General features: G+C 42.6%; 14 protein-coding genes. 11 read left to right on the top strand and 3 right to left on the bottom strand.

What is annotated here, in order from left to right:
- Window positions 1–173: 173 nt before the first annotated feature.
- A complete protein-coding gene (coq7, locus tag H0262_RS06375; RefSeq protein WP_041753559.1) occupies window positions 174–812 on the bottom strand; it encodes a 2-polyprenyl-3-methyl-6-methoxy-1,4-benzoquinone monooxygenase in 639 nt (212 codons plus the stop codon).
- A 205-nt stretch (window positions 813–1,017) separates the two neighbouring features.
- The gene (locus H0262_RS06370) at window positions 1,018–2,358 is read right to left on the bottom strand and encodes an MFS transporter (protein WP_181210118.1); all 1,341 of its coding nucleotides are present in this window, start codon (window positions 2,356–2,358) and stop codon (window positions 1,018–1,020) included.
- A gap of 487 nt (window positions 2,359–2,845) precedes the next feature.
- Here H0262_RS06370 and H0262_RS06365 point away from each other — a divergent pair, with 487 nt between their 5' ends.
- Window positions 2,846–6,202 (top strand): autotransporter assembly complex family protein, encoded by a 3,357-nt coding sequence (locus tag H0262_RS06365; protein WP_259275418.1) that lies wholly within the window; start codon window positions 2,846–2,848, stop codon window positions 6,200–6,202.
- A 77-nt stretch (window positions 6,203–6,279) separates the two neighbouring features.
- Window positions 6,280–11,274, top strand: coding sequence for a translocation/assembly module TamB domain-containing protein (locus H0262_RS06360; protein WP_181210117.1), 4,995 nt, complete (start codon window positions 6,280–6,282; stop codon window positions 11,272–11,274).
- A 169-nt stretch (window positions 11,275–11,443) separates the two neighbouring features.
- On the opposite strand, the gene hemP is transcribed toward H0262_RS06360, so the two are convergent.
- Window positions 11,444–11,608: a hemin uptake protein HemP gene (gene hemP, locus H0262_RS06355; RefSeq protein ID WP_020443783.1), complete on the bottom strand. Its 165-nt coding sequence runs from the start codon at window positions 11,606–11,608 to the stop codon at window positions 11,444–11,446.
- Between the two features lie 213 nt (window positions 11,609–11,821).
- Here hemP and H0262_RS06350 point away from each other — a divergent pair, with 213 nt between their 5' ends.
- The 9 genes from H0262_RS06350 to H0262_RS06310 all read left to right on the top strand — a co-directional run bounded on the left by H0262_RS06350 (window position 11,822) and on the right by H0262_RS06310 (window position 22,983).
- On the top strand, window positions 11,822–12,904 hold the full coding sequence (locus H0262_RS06350; protein ID WP_181210116.1) for an NUDIX domain-containing protein: 1,083 nt from the start codon (window positions 11,822–11,824) through the stop codon (window positions 12,902–12,904).
- Window positions 12,905–13,402: 498 nt separating this feature from the next.
- Window positions 13,403–14,509 (top strand): lipocalin family protein, encoded by a 1,107-nt coding sequence (locus H0262_RS06345; RefSeq protein WP_181210115.1) that lies wholly within the window; start codon window positions 13,403–13,405, stop codon window positions 14,507–14,509.
- Window positions 14,510–14,854: 345 nt separating this feature from the next.
- Window positions 14,855–16,300 (top strand): glyceraldehyde-3-phosphate dehydrogenase, encoded by a 1,446-nt coding sequence (locus H0262_RS06340; RefSeq protein WP_181210114.1) that lies wholly within the window; start codon window positions 14,855–14,857, stop codon window positions 16,298–16,300.
- A 280-nt stretch (window positions 16,301–16,580) separates the two neighbouring features.
- Entirely contained in the window at window positions 16,581–17,792 is a 1,212-nt protein-coding gene (cgtA, locus tag H0262_RS06335; protein ID WP_181210113.1) for an Obg family GTPase CgtA, read from the top strand.
- 71 nt (window positions 17,793–17,863) lie between these two features.
- Entirely contained in the window at window positions 17,864–19,036 is a 1,173-nt protein-coding gene (gene proB / locus H0262_RS06330; protein ID WP_181210112.1) for a glutamate 5-kinase, read from the top strand.
- A gap of 127 nt (window positions 19,037–19,163) precedes the next feature.
- Entirely contained in the window at window positions 19,164–20,300 is a 1,137-nt protein-coding gene (hemE, locus tag H0262_RS06325; protein WP_181210111.1) for a uroporphyrinogen decarboxylase, read from the top strand.
- Between the two features lie 92 nt (window positions 20,301–20,392).
- Window positions 20,393–21,460: an N-acetyl-gamma-glutamyl-phosphate reductase gene (gene argC, locus H0262_RS06320; RefSeq protein WP_181210110.1), complete on the top strand. Its 1,068-nt coding sequence runs from the start codon at window positions 20,393–20,395 to the stop codon at window positions 21,458–21,460.
- A gap of 103 nt (window positions 21,461–21,563) precedes the next feature.
- Window positions 21,564–22,448 (top strand): hypothetical protein, encoded by an 885-nt coding sequence (locus H0262_RS06315; RefSeq protein WP_181210109.1) that lies wholly within the window; start codon window positions 21,564–21,566, stop codon window positions 22,446–22,448.
- 127 nt (window positions 22,449–22,575) lie between these two features.
- Window positions 22,576–22,983: an ATP-dependent Clp protease adaptor ClpS gene (locus tag H0262_RS06310; protein WP_181210108.1), complete on the top strand. Its 408-nt coding sequence runs from the start codon at window positions 22,576–22,578 to the stop codon at window positions 22,981–22,983.
- Window positions 22,984–23,099: the final 116 nt, after the last annotated feature.

Raw genomic sequence — 23,099 nt, 5'->3', positions numbered from 1 at the left:
CTTAATAGCTGCTTGATATCTGCTAGACATTGACGTTGTACTCATATAGCTACGGCAAAATCGTACAATTTTTTATACCCTAGCAAATTAATCTCAATACGAACAGTAGTAGGAGTGTTAAAAGTCATTACTGAGGCATTTTTTGCTGCCCTGTGTTTGTCAAAGTAAATCAATTAAAAATGATAAGCCGTGGCTTTCATGCGGTTTGCCATCCAGCGCATGGTATGACGCATGAGTGGCGACAATGCAGCGCCACCATTGGCAAGTGCCAACTCACGATGGTGTAATTCCTCGCTATCCATTTGTGCCAATATCTCTTTTGAGCGCTGATCTTGCGGTGGTAATTGTCCAATATGATCTTGCAGATGTTCGCTAACTTGTGCTTCTGTTTCAGCGACAAACCCCAAACTAAACTCGTTAGAGATGGCACCTGCTACTGCGCCGAGACCAAAAGACATGCCATACCATAAAGGTGTAAACACACTTGGATGACTACCAAGCTCGCTTAGACGCGTCTCACACCACACCAGATGGTCGACTTCTTCTTCGGCAGATTGCTGCATGGCTCGTTTGACACTATTATCTTTTGCCGTAAATGCTTGCCCATGATACAGCCCTTGCGCGCATACTTCTCCGGTATGATTGATACGCATCAGCCCTGCAACGTGCCGCGATTCTGTAATACTCAGCTCAGGAATCTCATCACTACTCACAGGCAGAGGGCGAGTACTCGGATTGGAATGCGGTACGACCGCTCGCAATGCCTTGTCTACCCCAAGCAGTAATTGATCGATTTTAGATAAGGAACGCAAAGCCATGATTCACTCCTGATGGCATTATTTATTATGAATAACGTGTTGCTATGGAATTTTTAAAGCGTTGCAGCGACTACCACTCAATCTTAGAGCTTACTATAGCAAACAACATCAATGGTCGGCATCATAATAATGAGGCGTTCAGCAATCGATTTATAACGGCAGTTGTCATTAATGCTGTTGATTCAAATTATCAAACCCTTTAATCATGTCTGTTTAGCTGATCATCATGAGTTTGGATGCTGGCATGTTTAATATGTTTATTTAGCTTGGTATATAAAAATACCCCAAAGGCAATATTGAGCAAGCCCGTGACTAAGAACAACTGCGGTAGTGACATACCCAAGCTATTTAAGACAACGATAGAGAAGATAGCTGAGCCAACCATAAATATGGCATTAAATATGTTATTGGCACCAACGATGCGTGCACGATGGCTTTTGGGTGCATACGCCTGCATAGACGCATATAAAGGGACGATATATAAGCCGCCACTAAAGCCCAAAAAGAATAAATCGACAAAAACGCGCCAGCTGCCAGAGATAGCAAATAATCCGCTCACTCCGATTAACGTCTCAGTATTCCCATCAATCGACAATCCTGATAGAGAAAAATATAAGTCGATAGCAAAGATACTCAAACCAGCGATACCAAAGGGTAATAAACGTAAGCTGACCTGATTCTTGGTAAGCCTTTTGCATAATAATGAGCCGATAGAGACACCGACTGAGAATAAAGTCAGCAGGAAAATTACCACTGACTCATCGCCATGAAGAATGACTTTGCTGAATTCAGGTGTTTGGGTCAAAAAAGTCGCGCCATAAAACCAAAACCAGCTGTTGCCCAAGATAACGAAGAACAAAAACCGTAAGGAATATAAATAACGTACCGTTGAGACACTGGTGGTAAAGATATTCCAATTAATCTTCAAATCAGGCTGCATCGCTGGCATGGTGGGTATAGATCGGGCGGCGAAATAACCTAATATCGCAACGACTATTACGGTTAGACTAATCCAATATAGCGGCTGTGGCACTTGGGTTAAGACGCCAGCGATAATCATACCAAGTAATATCGCTAATGACGTACCCATTTGAAACAGACCATTGGCACCGACCAATTCATTTTCTTGCATCGCTTGTGGCAAGTAGGCATATTTGATAGGCCCAAAAAAGGTAGATTGTGTGCCCATTAAAAACAACGCGACAAATAAGAGTGCATACCACTCAAATACAAAACCCACTGCCGCAATCACCATAATGGATAGCTCAAGCAGCTTGGTTAAGCGGGTCAATTTAGACTTTTCAAACTTGTCAGCGATTTGCCCTGCCAGCGCCGAAAATAGAAAATACGGCAAAATAAATAACATGGCCGCCAAGTTATTTAAAATACTGACCTCAACGCCAAGCTGGCTCGCCGCCGTGTAGGTCAAGACTAATATCAGCGCTTGCTTAAAAATATTGTCATTAAACGCTCCCAAAAATTGGGTAAAAAACATGGCGCTAAAACGGCGACGCTTAAATAACTGAAACTGATTGGCCATGGAAATTCCTGCAAATGGGTCAAGACAAGTAAAAGTGAAGCAAGACGGAGAAGATAGTCATTAATACTAGGGTAATTATCAACGCTATCAAAAACTTAACTAAATATGGCATAGGTTTTATCAATGTTAAGCCGTATAATAGCAAGGCTTTGGCAAAAATACATACGTCCAATGCTATGATTTCATAATTAACTAAGTTATGATTTGTAAATTTTAGCCGACTAAATCCTAATAAAGTGGCCAATAGCAAAGGTTTGCCGATGCTTAAATGGTCTGATGCCGATGCTTAAATGGTCTGATGTAAGTAATTTTTTATATACTAATTACATATTAATGCTTCAATCGTAGGCTAAATCGTCAGACAAAAAGTAAAGCTGCAAGTTAAAAAATTGTTTTAGCTCATTATAATTGTTGTCATCACTGTATTTACCGCTAAGACTTAGCAGTCGTCAGCGTCAGCAACCTTGCACTGCGTGAGGGAATAGGAATGAATATGAAACATCAGCCTTCAACACCAGTGCATAACGTACCTGTTAAGTTGCCTGACCTCTTAGGTTGCCAAAATAGTTCAATCAAATCTAGCGCTGCTATTAGTGCTAACTACACTCCGCGTATTTATTTTACCCGCACAGCGCTTTTTAGTGCATTGACCACCAGCTTGGTCGGTTTTGGCTGTAGTCTTGCCCCTGCAGCTTTTGCCGCTACTACTGATTCAAATAATAGCGCTATAAGCAGCCAGATAACAGCAAAAAATGCTACAGCAGCGTCACCGAAAACCGCCAAAGCGGCGATTTCTGATGATGACCGTCAGCTGGATATGGCGTTAGATGCGCTGCGCCTAAAAAAAGCGGTCGAGCAAGGTATTATCGAGCAATCGGTATTGGATGACTATAGTAAGCAAACGCTAGGTATTAAGAATCCAAACGCGAAAAATTCAGCTGGCAAGACTAACAGTAATGTTATTCCAGAAAATGCCAATAGCTTTAATAATGATTTCGATGATGCGCAAAATTTTGATACAAATCAAGATCTAGAGCAGCAAGCAGCAGCGATACAGCAGCAGGGCTATCAGATGATGACGCCTGAAGAGATTGATCGTGAGCTTGCGGCGATGGACAGACAAAACGCGCAAGATATCGATAGGATCGGCACTAGTAATAATAGTGGTTTTGATGCACCTGTCGCCACTTTAGACGATCGTACGCCGCCGATTGGGTTGGATGTGGAATTAGACGCGACCAATCTGCCGATACCCAGTAATTTAGATACATTAGGCATCAATGAAAGCATTGCTGAGCGAGCAGAGATCATGGCGCGTCCTATTACGGTTAGCGATGCTGTCAGCAGTGGTAATGCCAGTGAAGTGATGGATAACGATATTTTAGCCAACGTCAATCAATCAAAGAATACAGAAAACTCGATCAATCCTGATGACTATTTGCCAGATTATCAAAACGATACCGAAGCCGTTAGCGAAAGTATCGAGCAAGCCAAAACGCCGAGTCCAATGGCGCGCAACAAAGGCAATATTGTCAAGCGTCTCTATAATCGATTGTTTAATTCAGGCTCACTGGCGCTACCACATGTAGATACTACGATTTACTTACAACAAGTCGCAGCTAACAATAGCAATGCTGTCAATACCAAGCCGATACTAGTCAAAGCTGATGACGATGTGCAGCCTATTAAGAATATTAAGGCGGCGCTTGATGATACCACTGTGCAGTCTGTCGTTGACTTTACAGCAGCTTTACCGCGTTTACGCCAAACCGCATTAGATGCCGCAAAAGCAGTTGGTTACTATGATGTGACTTTGCGTCTAAGCCAGCCTTATACAGACACGATCGACGTCGTCATTGAAAAGCTGGGTGAGCCCGTACGTGTCGATAGCCGGATTGTCGACATTCGCGGTGCAGGCAGTGAGCAAAAAGAATTTGTTGAGCTTGAAAAAGATCTGCCACCAAAAGAAGGCGATATCTTTAACCACCGCGTCTATAAAGACAGTAAATCTGCCCTTGAGTCGCTCAGTAATACTTACGGTTACTTTGATCAATATTGGTTAAATAAATCCGTCGATATTATCTTGCCTGATAACACAGCAGATGTTTCACTGGTTTACAATACTGGCGATCGCTATGAGTTTGATGAAGTGGTATTTTTTACTTATGATAGAGAATCAGGGACACTGACCCGTGATCCTGCAAAACTGCCCGTTGAATTGTCACTGTTAAGGCAGTTATTCGACTTTAAAGAAGGCGATCCTTTTTATCGTCCCGCTGTCACCAAATTTAGTAACGATTTATCGGCGACCCGTTATTTTAATACCATCAACGTTGAGTCGATTTTGCCGCCAGATGAGCGCACACAAAGTGCTACTTTGGCCTTTGATAACTCACCAAATGTAGACAATTTTATTGAAACAATGGATGACGAAGTAAACAATGCTTCTGATGTTAATGCGCGCCAAATAGAAGGTGTTAGTAATGACGGCGAGCTTTATGCCAATAGCGGAGAGAAAGTAAATGCGGCTGACATTGCTGCTATCGAATTTGAAGCCGATGAAGAGACGCTTGAGAAGCTGCAGGCCATTAAGCAAAAAGCAGAACGCTTAAGCCGTCTGCCAAATGATCGGGTATTGGATGAAAAAGACCAAGATTCAAACAGTATTTTAGGTAAAATCAGTGATGCTATCAGTGACATTGCACAAAAGATATTCCCGGATGAGAAAAGTATATTGGCGGATGAGAACTTCGTACCACCAACATTGGCAGGGCGTAAAACACCTCAAGAAGTGTTAGAGAGTAAGAAAGTACCCCTATACGTGTTTGTGGCAGCGAATAAACCGCGTGATGCTCAGGTGGGTATTGGTTATGGTACCGATACTGGTGTCCGCGCAACCGCGAAAATAGATTATAATCTGCTCAATCGTAAAGGCTATCAGGCAGGACTTGAGACAGAAGTTTCGAGAATCACTAAAAATGTCGGTGTCTATGCTAGCAGGCCTTGGAAGCACCCTTTGAATGACAAGCTTGAAGCAAGTTTAACTTATGAAGAAGAGGCGATTAATCAAGGTGAAGGCAATTTTGATTTGTCTACCAAAACCCTAAAAGGGTCGCTAGCGCGTAATATCCGCCGTGAAACGGGTTGGAATCGCAGCTACTCTCTGCGCTACCGTTTAGATGAGTTAGAAACGGGTATTGATGATGAAGCGCAGTTAAACGATCTTCCTATTCGCTTTACGTCTTCAGAGCCTAGACAGCAAGCATTATTACTTGGTTATGGCATCAGTAAGACAGATGTAGATAGTGTCACCAATCCCACTAGCGGTATCCGCCAATACTATTCGATTGAAGCGGGTGCTGATAAAGCGCTTAGCGATACCAATCTAGCAATTGCTCGCGCTGGCGTCAGCGGTATTTATAGCTTTGGTGCTGATGACAAGCATCAAGTGCTTGGCAGTATCAATACTGGTTATATTTGGGCAGATGACTTTGATGAGGTGCCTTATAAGCTGCGCTTCTTTGCTGGTGGTGACCAAAGTATCCGTGGTTATGACTATGAAAGCTTATCGCCACTAGATAAAGGCTATCTGACTGGTGGACAAATCCTCGCGGTTGGTAGTGCAGAATATAACTATGAGTTTAAACCCGGCTTTCGCGGTGCTGTTTTTACTGACATTGGTAATGCTTATGACAAAGATTTTGAGACAGATACCAAAGTTGGTGTCGGCGTTGGTATCCGCTGGGCGTCACCTGTTGGCGTGGTGCGCGTCGATGTTGCAGCTGGTGTGACAGAAGAGAGTATTCCAGTGAGATTGCATCTGTTTATTGGCTCTCCTTTATAAAAGTATATAAACAAAACCGTTGTCTTTTTATTATTCTAGCGATTGCTGGTAATCGTTCTTTAACGTAGTTGAGTGTCATGTCGACCAAAAATACCCTGCCTAATAAGCCATTAGATGAAGATCCAGCACAACGAGATGCCCGCGCCGTAAGACGTTGGTATCCGTTGTCTTTTGTGCTCAAATTGCTGGTACTGATTCTTATCGTGCTAGCGATTATGTTTGCTATCTTCTTATATGCGGCGGGTACTGAGTCAGGCACTAAGTTTATCTTAGAGAAAATCAGTGCAGAAACAGGTATTGAGTTCAAATACGGTAGCGGCAATCTGCGCGATGGTCTATGGCTCACTGATATCGATATTGTTGCCAATGAAGATCTTGAGATATTGGTAGATAAAGCTTACGTTAAAATAGGCTGGCGCGCCGTCTTTGCCAAAGAAGTACATTTGCGTGATGCGGATATACAAACCATTGAAATTATCAATAAAAAACCGCCAACAGGTGAGGCATTCGATTATAGAACCTTAAGCTTACCGGTTAATCTACGTTTTGATTATGCAAAAGTAAAAACCATCATTTATAAGCAAGTAACTCGTGACCCCATTGTTGTGCATGAGATTGAAGCCCGCGATTTGACGTGGGTTGGCAGTATGGTGACGGTGGGTCGCGGTAGTTTGCAATATGGCGATATTGTTAAAGTCAGTGCATTAGAGGGTCATGCCGATTTGCAAGGCGACTATCCTTTAGATTTGAGTGCCATTGTAGAGGTCAGTGCTTTAGAAAAAGCCTATATTGATCCCTTGAATATCACCGCAACAGGCACGTTAAAGCGCACTGTTGGCAAGGTTAGTAGCCGCTACAATGATAGTGCAGTTAGTGGCGACTTTGTGGTGCAGGGATTGGATCCTGATGCACCGTTTCAAGCAAAACTTGAATGGGATGACATTCTGGTTCCTTATGCGGACAGTCAAAACATTCACTTAAAGAGTGGCATCGCGACTGCATCAGGTGTGATCTCAGAGATACGCCTACGTATCAACACTGAATTGACCGCTAAAGACATTCCTTCAGGACATTACCAAGGACGCGCTATTCTTGCCAATCGTCAGCTACGTGTTGATCGCCTAGATGCAGATGTGGCCGCTGGCAACTTGATATTGCAAGGTATCTTGGATTGGAACAGCAGTTTTGATGCAAAGATAAGAGCGAGCGGCAGTAATTTTGATGTACGTCGTGTCATTCCTAAACAATATGCGGACTTTAAAGTATATGCCCCGCAAAAGTTAAATGGTCGCTTATCCGTTCATTATCAGCATAAAAATACTGCCGGTAATATGGAAATGGATGCCGCATTACGTCAGCGTGATGGCGAGCAAGTCAATGCCAATATTGTCCGTGGAAAAACCTCAGTCAAATCTAAACAAGTCGCCCCTTTGTATATTGATGCAAAATGGCAGAACCTTGTGCGTAAAAATATCCCTAATATTGGCAACATCAATAGCCCTAGTGGGCAAGCAAAGGTGATTGTTCGCGGCTCAAATCTTTCTGTCGATGGCAAAGCCATTATTAATGAGCTGAATGCAGCGCCTAAAGGTAATTACGATGTCAGGCTTCGTAAGGCTGGCAATATCATTGATATCAACCGCCTAAACTATAAAGGCGTAGTGGGCGATTTGTCAGGGACAGGTCAGATTCAATTAGCCACTAAAAAACGTCCGCTTACTTGGCAGATTGATGCACGTACTAATGGCTTATTGCCCAAGCAATACCGCAGTGATATACCGCTTGAGCGCCTAACTGGGCGTATCAGTGCCCGCGGACGATTGCTGAATATCACTAAAAACCGTGTCAAAGGTCAGCGGCATATTATTAGTTTCAATAATACGGCTTTGCAGGCGCAGTTGGATGCCACGCAAAAAGGTCGTGCTATCGGCATTACTGGTGGCGGCGATGCCAATGTTGATATTATCGGCGGTAAGCTATCGGTCTTTGATGCGCGTTTTGATGGTCAAATTGACACGGCTGATGTACCAAAAGGTCGCTTATCAATCGATGCCGCTGGTACGCCAAATCTGATTAGTGTTCGCAAGTTAAATTATAATGGTGAAGCAGGTGCGGTCAAAGCCAAGGGTGTCATCGACCTAAGAAAGAATATCGGCTGGACGCTAGATGGGCGCTTTGATAAGTTTAATTTGGGTTATTTCTTGCCCAATAATGCCGCCATTATTACTGGTGATTTAAAAACCACTGGCGAGTGGCAAAGTCCGCCAAAGAATAATGCTAAGGCAAAAGGCGTACTGAAAAACTTCGTCGTAAACTTTGATGGTGTCTTAGACGCTGAGCAATTGCCAGCAGGTAAACTGACTATTGATGCCAGTGGTAATGCACAGCTCATTCGCATCAAGCGTTTCCGACATGTGGGCGCAGCAGGCAGTATTGATGCTAAAGGCACCGTTGATGTGCGCCAAGGTCTTGCTTGGGATATTGATGCGGTCATGGATCGCTTTAATTTGGGTTATTTCTTCAAGGACATACCGAGTACGATTACCGGCACTATTGATACCAGTGGACGTTGGGGCGATACCCAACAGACGATTAATATCAAGCAAGTGAATTTGAATGGGATGCTAAAGGGTCAACCACTTAGCGCCAAAGGCAGCTTGACAGCCAAACTACATCTACCAAAAGATTTGGCAAGCTATTTTCAACGTTTGCAGAAGCAAGATGCGCAGGCACAATATAAGCAAGTGAACGCTTTGATCGAAAGCTTAAATGCCAATAATTTAGTACTGCGTTGGGGTAATAATTACATCACCGCCAATGGTAATGCCAAACAGCTACAAGCCAAAATCAATATCACAAGCCTTGATCAGCTCTCAGACAAGCTTGGTGGTAAAGTCTCTGGCGGTGCTACCTTGTCACAGCCAGCAGGACAAGCATTGCCGACTATCTATGTTGATTTGGTTGGTGAGCGTATTACGCTACCAGGCTTTATATTACGTCAAGGTCGTATACGCGGTAAACTGGTTAACTTGGCAAACAGTCCAAGCCAGTTTATTATCACTGCCGAAGGGTTAGAAGCGGCGGGGCAAAATTTTAAAAACTTTAATGCAACCTTTAATGGTACTGAACAAGCTCACGTAGTTGATTTTGATCTGCTTAATGAGAAGCTCAGTATCTCAGCAAGGCTTAAGGGTGGCTTTAATCGAGATAAGCTCAGCTGGTCAGGTGTTATTGGCAAGGGTCAAGTTAAGTCCAAATATGCAACCTTAAACCAATTGCAGCCAGCGCAGCTGATTGTTAATTTGCCTAAGAAGCAAGGTAAAAATAGCACAGAGCTAAAAGTACAGCTGGCGGCACATTGTTGGCAGGCGACTGATCAAACAGGAAAGCTCTGCTTACGTGAAAACCTTATTGCTTCAGCCGCTGGTGGTCAAGTTGATTTGGCGATACAAAAACTAGACACCTCACTATTTTCAGCGTTTTTACCAAAAGATATCGATTGGCATGGCAAGATTAACGGCAAAGCGATTGTTGGCTGGCAACGTGGTCGTCCACCGACGATTAATACCACGCTGTATTCTGACAACGGTAAAATTGGCTTGATTCAAGATGGTGATAGCTTGCCTGTCACCTTACCTTACAAGCGCATCTCGCTCATTGCGGTGTCTGTACCAAATGGTCTAAAAATACGCTCAGATATCAATACGGGCGGCGGTGCTCGTGGTTATGCAGAAGTGATCGTTGATCCATATAAAACGCCCAAACCTATATCAGGTGCGTTGGTGCTCAATGAGCTTAATTTGGCTATCTTTAAACCTTTCTTCCCTGGTATGCGCGTGCTCGAAGGTAACATCACTATGGCAGGCGGTTTGGGCGGCACACTGGATAAGCCACAGTTTTATGGTGATGTGAAGTTAGCGAATGGTCGAATGGCGATGCTTGATTTGCCGGTCAATTTGACCAAAGTGAATGCCACTGCCAAAATCCGCGGTACTCAAGCAACGATCGATGGTAGGTTCAATAGTGGTACAGGGAAAGGGACGGTTGCTGGTACTGTCAATTGGCAGCAAAAGCTACAGGCTAAGCTGAGTATAGATGGTAAAGGTTTGATATTGACCCAGCCGCCATTATTGGTGGCGAGTGTCGATCCTGATATCGATATTATCGTGCGTCCTTCCGATCGCTACGTCAATATCACTGGGGCAGTCAGTGTGCCATCAGCGACCATTCGTCCGCCAGAGGCCAGTGAAGATATCATTACTCAGACCGAAGACGCTGTCGTACTCGATCGTCGTCTTATTGGCAATATTGATGAAGTTTTAGCTATCTCAAAACCTTGGTCAATCAATGCTGATATCGGTATCGATTTGGGTAATGACATCAACTTCCGTGGTTTTGGTGCCGTGATTCCTCTAGCAGGTGCCATTCATGTCACGCAAAGCGGTACAGGCATCATGCGTGCAAAAGGGGTGGTACAGGTCTCACGTCGTACCAATATTAATGCTTTTGGGCAAAACCTAGAGCTTAACTATGGTCAAGTGCGCTTCAACGGCGATGTGATGAAACCGAGTTTAAGTATCGAAGCGGTCAAAAATATCAGTGGTAAAACAGTCGGTGTCCGTGTCAAAGGTAATACTGAAAGCCCTAATATCATCGTTTTCAATAATGCCGGGCTTACGCAGCAGCAAGCGATGAATGCCTTGGTCACGGGTCGTATTAATAATCAGAGTGCTACTCAAATCAGTGAGCAAGGCTTTAAATCTCAAGTCACCAATAACTTAGCGGCCGCTGGGCTGAGCTTTGGGCTGAGCGGTACACGTAATTTGACCAATCAAATCGGTCAAGCGTTTGGCTTCCAAAGCTTAACGGTTGATGCTTCAGGCAGCAGTGAAGATACCAATGTCAATGTCACCGGTTATGTGACCCCTGACTTATATATCCGCTATGGTGTGGGCGTTTTTAATGCGCAGAACAGCTTGTCGATACGTTACCAATTGACCCGCCGTATCTATGTAGAGGCAACGTCAGCAGCAGAAAATGCCGTGGATGTGGTTTATAGTTGGCAGTTCTAAAGGTTGTACTTAGATATCTACCCTCATATTTGCTGTGATTTTAATAGATGGGCAGCTGGGCAGATTAGTTGACCGGAAGTGACAGCTTATAAAGTAATCTATCATCACTATTTGATCAAATAAAAAACGCCTTTATAAAAAGGCGTTTTTTTATGAGCATTAAGAGAATTTATTTGGTTAAAATTAATCGATTATTACGCGTTAAGCGTAGGCGATATTCTTCGCCTTCATGTTCAATACGTACCTCCTTAGTCAAAGCAAACAAGTGCTGTGATTGCAAAGTAGGCAGACGGTTTTCACGGAAGTTCAAATGACGAGAGATTACAAGACTCATGGTAAATTCCTTTTGATAGCAAAGTAGCAAATATTCAAAACAATAAATACTAATAGAATATAATTTATTAACGATAATAATTATCATTTAGATTGAATAATTTTGCAAGCAAATTTATAAAATAAATAACAGCGATTATGTAAACTTATCTAACCGTTTTTTTTATTCAAACAATTTTAGCCATCAATCTCAGTAGCATTAAAGGAAAATAGGATGACAGTTGAACAAAGTAACTCTATAAAAAACACTTCAATAACGACAGTCAATGTAGCGGTTGCCGTTATTCATTATAAGGATCAATATCTACTAGGATTTAGAGCGGCTTCTCAGCACCAAGGCAACCGTTATGAGTTTGTAGGCGGAAAGATAGACGCTCATGAAACAGCAAAACAAGGACTGATACGAGAAGTTGCCGAAGAGACAGGTATCAATATTGCTAATAACACGGCAGTTAAACTGGGTCGATTGCATCATGATTATGGTGATAAGCAGGTCTGCTTACAAGTTTACCGTATTGAAGTGACTGCACAACAATATGCACAATATAAAAACCTAAGCTATGGTTTAGAAGGTCAAAAGCTAACATGGGTAGAGGAGGCAGAGCTGCTAGCAGGGCATTATGATTTACCCGCTGCCAATAAGACAATCCTTGCGTGGTTACAGTTGCCTATGCAGATCACAGTTACTTATCCATTATCGCATTTTGATGCTGCCTCTAATCCTATGGCAGCATGGTTACAGTATCATCATGAGCATATAACGGCTGGTGCTTGGGTTTATATGCGGACAAAAGCAGCAGGGACAGAAAACAGTATCAAGCAGCTATTAAAACTACGTCCTGATATTCAATTGATTACTCCTGACCACTTAGATATGGACAAAGCAGACAATGTAGAAGCAAATAATCAAATAATAGCAAGTCATTTAACACAGACACAGCTTATGCAATGGTCAAGCGGAGTAGCTAAGGAGCCCATGTCGTATTTTGCCTTGTCTACAAGCTGGCCATTAATCGTTAGTTGTCATGATGTAGATAGCATTAATGCTGCAAATCAACTGGCGTATATTCGATTACAGCAGCAGTTGCCACCCGTTATCGGTATTTTCTTGGCACCTGTTGAGTGTACCCAAACCCATCCTGATACACCGGTATTAGGTTGGGAGGCGTGGTCAAATTTAGCAAATTTAGCGGATATGCCAGTTATCGGCTTAGGTGGACTATCGCCTATGATGTATAAACAAGCCGTGCTACATGGAGGCGTTGCTGTTGCTGGAATTCGCCAGTTTTTAAAATAGTTTTTGGTACTATTATTACCCGCATTTTTATAACAATTTTGGGCATCAAGCTGCCATTTGAACACCGCTAAAACCAGAGTATGATAGGTCAAATAAAAAAAATCTCAGAGGAAAAATAGCACTAGATAAGTAATTGATTTGAATATTCTTTATCGGTTAATAAAAATGTAACTTCGCATATCTTATAAACAGAATTACTTACAAACCGTTGCGTTTTCCTACATTGCCACACTGTTTTGATTAGGGATTTGCCATTACTATGAATCATTAATTATCGAAGGGCGCTAAATCAAGCTTTTATAGACTTACTAATTGTTAAGACTTTTAATGACTATGATGTTAAAAGTAATAGCAAATTTAACTTCCATTCATTTTTTGTTGTAGGGCCAGTGGGTGAAAATCGTTTTGTGCCTCTCTTATAAATAACAATGGTATGAATAAATGCCTATAAGTAGATAGATCGCTCCTAATAATCACTGTTAATAAAATGGTATCCCTATGAAAACCAATAAGTTACCGAAGTCAGTATGGTCTGATTCTGAGGCAGCTGGTTCTCAATCACCGCATACTGACCAGCTCCCTAAGTATCAGATGAATAAAGATCAGGCAACACCAGCAGGTAATATTGACCGTGCTAGTAATGACGCCAGCTATAATAATGTAGGTTTTAGTAAAGAATATTTAGAAACTCTGGCACAAGATATGTCACAACAAACCAGCTTTTTTGATTATAAATGTGTCAAAAAAACTCATGTAAGTGTACTTAACTCTAATTTAATTGATAACAGCACCTTTAACGCCAGTACAGCTGAAGTTGATTGTATTAAGACAAGTATCTTCAAAGAATTTGAGCAATCCATAGTCGAGCCACCTCACATCATATCTCCTAAAAACGCAGCAAGCGTTGCAGAGATACCAGAGCGTATATTTATGAATGGTCTTATTAAGCATACTGGAATAGCCTTAGCTATTATCATACCGTTAGCAGCATTTTCTGCTTATGCAGCGACACCGCCTCTGACTCAAGCGGTTGCTAGCAAGCACATGACCAACGCAACGGAAGAGGTACTGACGGTTAAACCTAGCAGTATTATTCATAAATCTGCTAGTACACCAACTACGGTAGATAGCGTTGATCTCAATAAATATGCTGGTACTTGGTATGAGATCGGTCGTTTGCCGATGTATTTTCAGCGCAACTGTGCCAGCGATGTGACGGCTAACTATGTTGAAAAAACTGATGGTTCAGGTATCAAAGTTATCAATCAGTGTAAGGCTGAAGATGGCTCGAATATTATTGCTGAAGGCTTAGCAAAACCTGCTGGTGCGACAGGAAGCAAACTAAAAGTTACCTTTTTGCCATCGTGGATTCGTTGGTTACCGGTAGGGCGAGCTGACTATTGGGTATTGGCACGTGATCCAGATTATAAAACCGCTCTGGTTGGTACACCTGATAAAAAGTATTTATGGCTGCTGGCTCGTTCGCCAAACGTAAGCCAAGAAACTTATGCCAAATACCGTCAAATTGCCCAGCAACAGGGTTATGATTTGAAAGAATTTAAATTAACGTCGCAGAGTAAGCAGACGGTGGATTTGATTCCATAAAAGTCTGATAATGGTTTATATTGCCTTTATTTATCATGGCTCTTGTATTTATCATTGTTTAAGTGGATTTATAATAAGGCAGCATAATATGCTGCCTTTATCGTAATAACCCGTTTTATTATGCTAAATCAGTAGTCCTCAAAGAGCTTGTGACTCATACAAATTTGTTATCACTAGCAAAATAAGGCGTTTTAAGCTAAAATCTAGCTTATCTACAGACTCCTATGATAATAATCGATGACAGCAGTCGTCTGTTAGCATATCTGAGTGAGTACATAGACTGTATATACCTTATTCAATAATATTTCTTCCTATTTTACTGATTCCCCAATACTGACCATAAGGATGTTTCTCGTGAGTAACGCTGATACCTTACGCCAATTACATCAAGACCATTTGAGCAACTATAACACCCAGGAGCAACAAGCGATTGAGCTCATAGGGCTATTGAACAAGCTCTACAATGAGCAAGATGTGCAAGTGACTTTATTCGGTGATACGCTAGATAGCAATTCTGTGGGTCAAATATTGGCGCTGCATCAAAAAGTTGCTTTGCGTGATCAAGGTGCTCATGCGATTGATATCGCTGATACTTTAGCGATGGTTAAAGTGTTAGCAGAGAATAAAAATCTGTCAGCTGTACGTATTGATGTTGGTCAGCTAATCGCTAATGACAGTGATATTCAATCGGCATTACAGTCTGTTGATAATACTAAAGCGGCTATCAATGGCGCAGCGGATGTGGTGCTATATGGTTTTGGTCGTATTGGTCGTATCCTAACTCGTTTATTGTTATCGCAAGCGTCAAGTGCAAAAGGCATGCAGCTAAAAGCCATCGTAGTACGTCCCGCAGCAGCAGGCGACTTGGCTAAGCGTGCGTCATTGCTAGAGCGCGATTCGATTCACGGTAGTTTTGCAGGCGGCGTGATTGTTGATGATGAAAACAATGGTTTGATCATTAATGGTCGCTTTGTGCAAGTTATCTATGCCAAAGACCCAAGCGAGATTGATTATACGGCTTATGGTATTAACGATGCACTGGTCATTGATAATACGGGTATCTGGAAAGATGAGGCTGGTCTTGGTAAGCATTTACAATCGACTGGTGTGAAAAAAGTGCTATTAACGGCACCTGCTGGCGGCGAAATTAAAAACGTCGTATATGGCGTTAATAATAATACGGTCGGCGATGACACTATCGTTAGTGCGGCGAGCTGTACTACTAACGCGATTACCCCAACGTTAAAAGTATTAAATGATGAGTACGGTATCGAAAATGGGCATGTTGAAACCATTCACTCGTTCACTAACGATCAGAACTTGATTGATAACTATCATAAAGCGGATCGTCGTGGTCGTAGTGCGGTATTGAACATGGTTATTACCAGTACTGGTGCAGCAAAGGCAGTCGGGAAAGCGCTACCAGAGCTGAGTGGTAAATTGACGGGCAATGCCATCCGTGTACCGACACCAAACGTTAGCTTAGCGATTTTGAATTTAAATCTTAAAACTGCGCCAGCTAGTGCTGATGCGTTAAATGAATTTATGCGCAAAATTTCAAATAGTAGCCAGTGGCAGACACAAATTGCTTATACGGATTCTACAGAAGCGGTATCAACGGATTTTGTCGGTGATACACATGTAGGTATCGTTGATGCTCAAGCGACTATTTTGACGGATAATCATGCTATCGTTTATATTTGGTATGACAATGAAGTTGGTTATAGCACGCAAGTATTACGTTTGGCAACGCAAATGGCAGGTATCAGCTATGCGCAGATTCCAGCTTAATACGTTTGTATAGCAGCAATGACTCGGTCATAATGCTTTGATTCAAAGAGTAGAGCGATGGTCATTAGTTATATAAAGAAACGGATATGGTTTTAGCGGTAATATCTACAGCACCCGATAGTCCGATTGGTCATCGGGTGTTATTGTCATGAATAAAGCAATGATGTAGAGCAATATTGACGAAAGTTTGCCATTTTTTTAAAAGATAACTATAGGCAAAAGAAGCAGTCTATGACTGTCATTAAGCTTATAAACTAGAGTGTAAATAAAGGAAAGTAAGATGCGATTTATTGATGAAGCCGTCGTAACGGTAAAAGCAGGTGACGGTGGTAATGGAATCGCCAGTTTTCGCCGAGAAAAATATGTCCCGCGCGGTGGTCCTGATGGTGGTGATGGTGGCAAGGGCGGCGATGTTTATGTCATTGCAGAGGATAATACCAACACCCTAGTTGACTATCGTTATACCCGTCGCCACGACGCCATGCGTGCTGAGAACGGTCATAGTAGAAACTGTTCAGGCAAAGGCTCTGATGATCTTTTCTTACCAGTACCTATTGGTACGACGGTCGTGGATACCGAGACAGATGAAGTATTGGGTGATTTGATTGAAATTGGTCAGACTTTACTGATTGCCAAAGGCGGCGATGGTGGTTTGGGTAATACCCATTTCAAAAGCTCTACCAACCAAGCGCCGCGTAAAGCGACGTCAGGTTTTGAAGGTGAGCTAAAAGTTCTTAAGTTTGAGCTAAAAGTAGTGGCTGATGTGGGCTTAATTGGTTTACCTAATGCAGGAAAATCGACCTTTATCCGCCAAGTCTCTGCTGCTAGACCAAAAGTAGCTGATTATCCATTTACCACGCTGGTTCCTAATCTGGGTGTGGTTGATATTGGTCGTCATCGCTCTTTTGTTATGGCCGATATTCCAGGCTTGATCGAAGGTGCCTCAGAAGGTGCTGGACTTGGTATTCGCTTTTTAAAGCATGTCGCTCGTACGCGTCGTCTGTTACACTTGGTTGATATCAAGCCTATCGATGGCAGCGACCCGGTCGAAAACGCTCGCGTTATCTTAAATGAGCTTGAGCGCTTTTCACCTGAACTGGCCAATTTGCCACAGATTTTGGTATTAAACAAAATCGATCAAGTGCCTGAAGAAGAGTTAAATGAGCTTTGTACCCATATTGTGGCAGAGCTTGGCTGGACAGGTATCGTTTTCCGTACCGCCACTCTAACAGGTGAAGGCGTTGATGCCATTAAGTACCACTTGATGAATGAGATTGAACGCGAACGCGAACGTGAAATCGAAGATCCTATCTTTGCTGATGCACAAAAAGCACGATTTGAGCGTCTAGAGGCAGAAGTTCGTCTAAATACGGAAGCTCAGCGTGAAGCGTATCGTGCTGCTCGTAAAGCGGCGCGTGAAGGTACGGATTTATCGGATAACGATTTTGATGATAACGATGATGATGGCGTCGAAGTAGTTTACGCCCCTTAATGTGATTGGTCTTTGCACATATTTTTTAGATGTATCCCCATGATTAATTTACCATAGCAACAGGAGTTTATATGGCAGTTGGCATAGAGAACACGATAGAAGAAGCAAGGTTTGTTGAGCAAGCTCGTAACTTTGATATTCAGCGCGTTATTGTCAAGATTGGCTCATCGTTATTAACCAATAATGGTCGAGGGCTTGATCGAACTGCCATTTACGAATGGGCAAAGCAGATCGCGCAACTCCATAAGCAAGGCGTAGAGGTGCTGCTCGTATCTTCAGGTGCTGTTGCTGAAGGGGTGGTGCGTATGAATCTTGAGGAGCGTCCTAAAAAACTGGCGGCATTACAAGCCTGTGCATCTGTCGGACAGATGGGTTTGATTGAAACCTGGTGGTCAGCATTGATTCAGCACGGTATTCAAAGCTCACAGTTGCTACTAACGCATGATGATTTGTCTAACCGTAGTCGCTATCTTAATACTACTGGTGCGCTTACGCAGCTACTAGAATGGCGTGTGCTGCCGGTCATTAATGAAAATGATACCATTACTATTGATGAGATTAAGTTTGGTGACAACGATACTCTGGGGGCGATGGCAGCGGCGATGGTTAATGCCGACTTGTACATTATCTTAACTGATCAAGAAGGTGTCTTTACTGACAATCCACGCAACAACCCTAATGCCAGAATGATCCGTCAAGAGCGTGCGATGGCTGATTATTTATTTGATATTGCAGGTGATGGTGGCAAGTTGGGTCGTGGTGGTATGTTAACCAAAATTCGTGCTGGTCGTCTTGCTGCTATGGGTGGCTGTCCGACGGTGATTGTGAGTGGCGCTATTGATGATGTGATCACTCGAGTAGTATCAGGCGAAGCAGTCGGTACCTTATTGACCACCAATGATCAAGACAAAATCATTGCTCGCAAACAGTGGCTTGCCGCGCATTTGCGTATGTCGGGCTCTTTAATTGTTGACGCAGGTGCAGCAAAAGCGGTAGTTGAGCATCAAAAAAGCTTGTTGCCAGTTGGCGTGTCTGAAGTTCGTGGGGATTTTGATGAAGGCGATGTGGTCGAAATCGTCCATCAGGATACTGGTGAGCGTATCGCCGTTGGTCAAGTCAACTTTTCTTCTCGCGATGCCTGCCGCGTTGCTCGTGAGCGTACTGAGCAGTTTGATCGTATCCTTGGTAATAATGAAGAACGTGTCGTCATGGTACACCGTGATAACTTAGCATTGACGATGTAAAAAAATTAATATCTATAGAGCTATAAGTATCTTGATAACAAGCGCTTTGCTATTTTTTCCTTTAACGTAATTTATCCAGTGTTATATGCGCTTTGGTGACATATAGTGCTGTTTTGGAGATTTGTACATGAGTGCTTCAGACAATAATAATTCGCTCGAGCAAAAATTTGCGCCTTTGAAAAATGATAGATTGCTACGAGCACTTCGTTTTGAGCCGATCGATACCACACCTGTCTGGATGATGCGTCAAGCTGGTCGTTATTTACCAGAGTATAAAGCGACCCGTGCTGAAGCAGGTGATTTTATGAGCCTGTGTAAAGATACCGCGCGTGCGACAGAAGTCACCTTACAGCCATTACGTCGCTATGATTTAGACGCGGCTATTTTGTTCAGTGATATATTAACCATTCCTGATGCGATGGGATTGGGTCTATATTTCGAAGCAGGTGAAGGTCCTAAGTTTAAACATCCTATTCGCCAGCAAGCTGATTTAGATAGATTGCCTGTGCTCGATGTCAATGATTCTCTTGACTATGTCATGCGTGCGGTAACCAGTATTCGTACTGCGCTCAATGGGCAAGTGCCGTTATTTGGCTTTTCTGGTAGTCCTTGGACACTAGCCACTTATATGATTGAAGGTGGTAGCTCCAAAGATTATCGCTATACTAAAGGCTTTTTGTATAGCAATCCTGAGTTTTTACATCAGTTATTAGATAAATTGGCGAGATCAGTGATTGATTACCTCGATGCCCAAGTCGTGGCAGGCGCACAGATACTACAGATATTTGATAGTTGGGGCGGCGCTCTTGGTCATCGCCAGTTTATTGATTTCTCACATGCTTATAATAAGCGCATTGTCGCTGAGTTAAAGGTACGCCATCCTGAAATACCAGTAATATTATTTACTAAAGGCGGCGGGCTATGGCTTGATATTCAAGCGGATAGTGAGGCGGATGCATTGGGTTTAGACTGGACAATGCCGATTGATCGTGCCCGTCAAGTTTTGACCGAAAGTCAGCGTCAGTTAACCAAGCACCATAAAAAACTACAAAGTAGCAAAGCCATTCAGGGTAATTTAGACCCAGCAACTTTATACGGCTCTCCAGCGACTATCCGTGCTGAAGTCAATGCGATGCTCGATAGTGCTTATGCTAACGGTGAAAAGACCGGTTATGTGGCAAATCTAGGTCATGGTATTACCCAGTGGGTTAATCCTGACAATGCCAAAGTGTTCATCGATGCAGTACATGATTATAAAATCTAAAAAGTATGATTTGAGATATGTTCTTTGCTATTGGGCAGATTCTATATCTCATATTCATTAAGTAATAGCAAAGTAGCAGAAAAGGATATCTTATGATTTCAGCAGCGATTGTCGGTGGCACAGGTTATACAGGTATTGAGTTGATACGTCTATTATCTGCCCATCCTAAAGTGTCTATTGATTTGTTAACCTCGCGTAGCGAAGCGGGCACTCGCGCTGATGAGATATTCCCAAGTTTACGCGGTATCTCAGATATTGTGTTTAGTGATCTAGAAGACGAGACGCTAGCGACACTACAACAGTGCGATGTGGTATTTTTTGCCACGCCGCATGGCGTTGCAATGAAGCAAGCAGAGGCTTTGACTCAAGCTGGGGTAAAAGTCATTGATTTGGCGGCAGATTTTCGTTTGCAGTCATTGAGCGAATTTGAGCACTGGTATCAACAACCACACGCTTGTCCTGAGTTATTAAAAGCTGCCGTCTACGGCTTGCCTGAAGTCAATCGCGCCAAAATCGGTAATGCTTTGGTGGTTGGCAACCCAGGTTGCTATCCGACTACAGCTATCTTAGGCTTAAAACCCATTATAGATTTGCAGAATCAGCAGGCAGTAGCGTTGATTGAATCACGCATTGTTATCGATGCCAAATCTGGTGTTTCTGGCGCTGGTCGCCAAGCCAGTCTTGCACTGAATTATGCAGAAAGCACAGACAATTTTAAGGCATATAGCGTTGAAGGTCATCGCCATTTGCCAGAGATTGAGCAAGGTGTTGCCCAATTACTAGACAGTCAGTTTAGCCATCGTATTCGTTTTTTGCCGCATCTGGTACCGATGATACGCGGTATGTTGAGCTCTATTCATATGGAGCTGACCGATGCAGGTGCTTTGGTGGATTGGCAACAAGTATTTGAGCAAAGCTATGCATCAGAACAATTTATAGATGTTATGCCAAAAGGGCTATATCCCGATACCCGTAGTGTGCGCGCTAGCAATCGCTTACGTATTGCTGTTCACCAAGACAATGAGCGTGCCGAATTAACGGTCATTGTCGTACAAGACAATTTAGTCAAAGGGGCAGCTGGGCAAGCAGTGCAAAATATGAATGTCATGTTTGGACTGGATGAGTCTCTTGGTTTAAATTTTGCGCCCATCGTTCCTTAACAGATGTTTATTTTTGATTAAATTATCCTCATTTATGATACTAGGTATTGATTATAAATTCCGCTATAATAACTTGCCTTTCCTGTTAAGAGATACTGCCTAAATGCGTTTTAAGAGTGTACTACGCTTTTGCTCACTGCCAGCACGCCCATCGTGCCAAGACTCTGTTTCGTATAAATTGGAGCGTAGCTTACATTGTTCATCTCTGAATACTGAAACTCAGCGTAGTGTTATGAAGCATTACAGCATTGCTCGCTCGCAGCAGGGCGCTTCCACATTGGTGTTAGCGTTATTTGTGATTGCGATATTAGTGACAGCAGTTGTCGCATTAGTATTTGGTCACAAACTTGGTTATCAACGTGGCTATTATTCAATGCAAAATGAAACCCAGCAAGCAGTCATTACCAGCAAAGAGTCGCTCCAAGAGCTAAAAGATTTGCGTGTCAGTCATAAAATAGCGACCAATGAAGTTGCTACTTCTAAACAAGAATTAGAAATAAGTTTGGCAAACTTAAAAGAGTTACGCGAAAATCAGCAAGCCATCATGGTTGAAAATAGACAGGTAGCGCAGCTGAATGACCTCTATGCTGAGATTGTGAGTGAGAAGGGCGGCATGCCTTTACAGATACTAGGTGCAAAGATTGAGCCCTTACCTGAAAATGCATTTGAATATGGTTTCGATATAGGTATGCTCGCAAGTGATGGTAAAGCCAAACGTTTGAATCCAACGCTAACTTTACTTGATGATGATGATTTTGTAGAAGTGCCATTAGAGCTCGTCAGCTACACGATTGAAGGCGTGACGCGTATACGTGGTCGCTTCACAATGCCAGCGGGTTTTAAGCCGTTACAAATTAAACTAAATCTAAAAGCCGCTGGTCAAGAAGTCGAGCAGCTGTATGATTGGAAGCTTGGTGCTAAAGTTGATAATATGCCATTATCACTGTTAGATTTGCCAGACGTCGATGAAAGTCCTATTGAGCCTTAAGTCTTATTGAGCATTAGTTGTCGTAGCTGCTAGCCAGATATCTATTGTTACCCCTTATTTTTAACGATTTTATAGTCTCTTAAAGATAACCATTCATTAAACCTACTGATTCATCTGTATTCCAATTATGATAAAACAAACGATAGCAAGAGCGACGCCAGTTACATCAGATTGGCACTTTCCACATATACCCATGCGTCTTGCGCAAGTGGGTGAGCCTGAAGGTGAAACAGCCCCGCAGGCTGATGTATTGGTGGCAGAGCCGGAAGTCGCCAAGCCGCCTATGTATGCTGTGGTGATGTATAATGATAATTACACGCCGATGGAATTTGTCGTCTATATTTTACAATCTGAATTTCGTCACAGTATGGATTCGGCCGTTGAGATTATGTTGACGATTCATAATAGCAGCAAAGGTATTGCTGGTATTTATCCTAAAGATATTGCTGAGACCAAGGCCAAAAAAGTTAACAGTCTGGCACATCGTGAAGGCTATCCATTATTGACCCAAATCGAACCGCATCAAGGCGAGTAAAGCCTTACTCTAATTCTTGATGACGTATGTTTCTCTCAAGTTCACTATATTTTAACTATATATCTTTAATATTTTCAATAAAATATTTTCTTCTAGTGTTTTTAGAGCAAGTTTAT

It is taken from the genome of Psychrobacter sp. D2, from assembly GCF_013608135.1.
GTDB classification, from domain to species: Bacteria; Pseudomonadota; Gammaproteobacteria; order Pseudomonadales; family Moraxellaceae; genus Psychrobacter; species Psychrobacter cryohalolentis.
The sequence above is the reverse complement of the archived record's forward strand: the minus strand, read 5'-3'. Positions and strand labels throughout refer to the sequence as shown.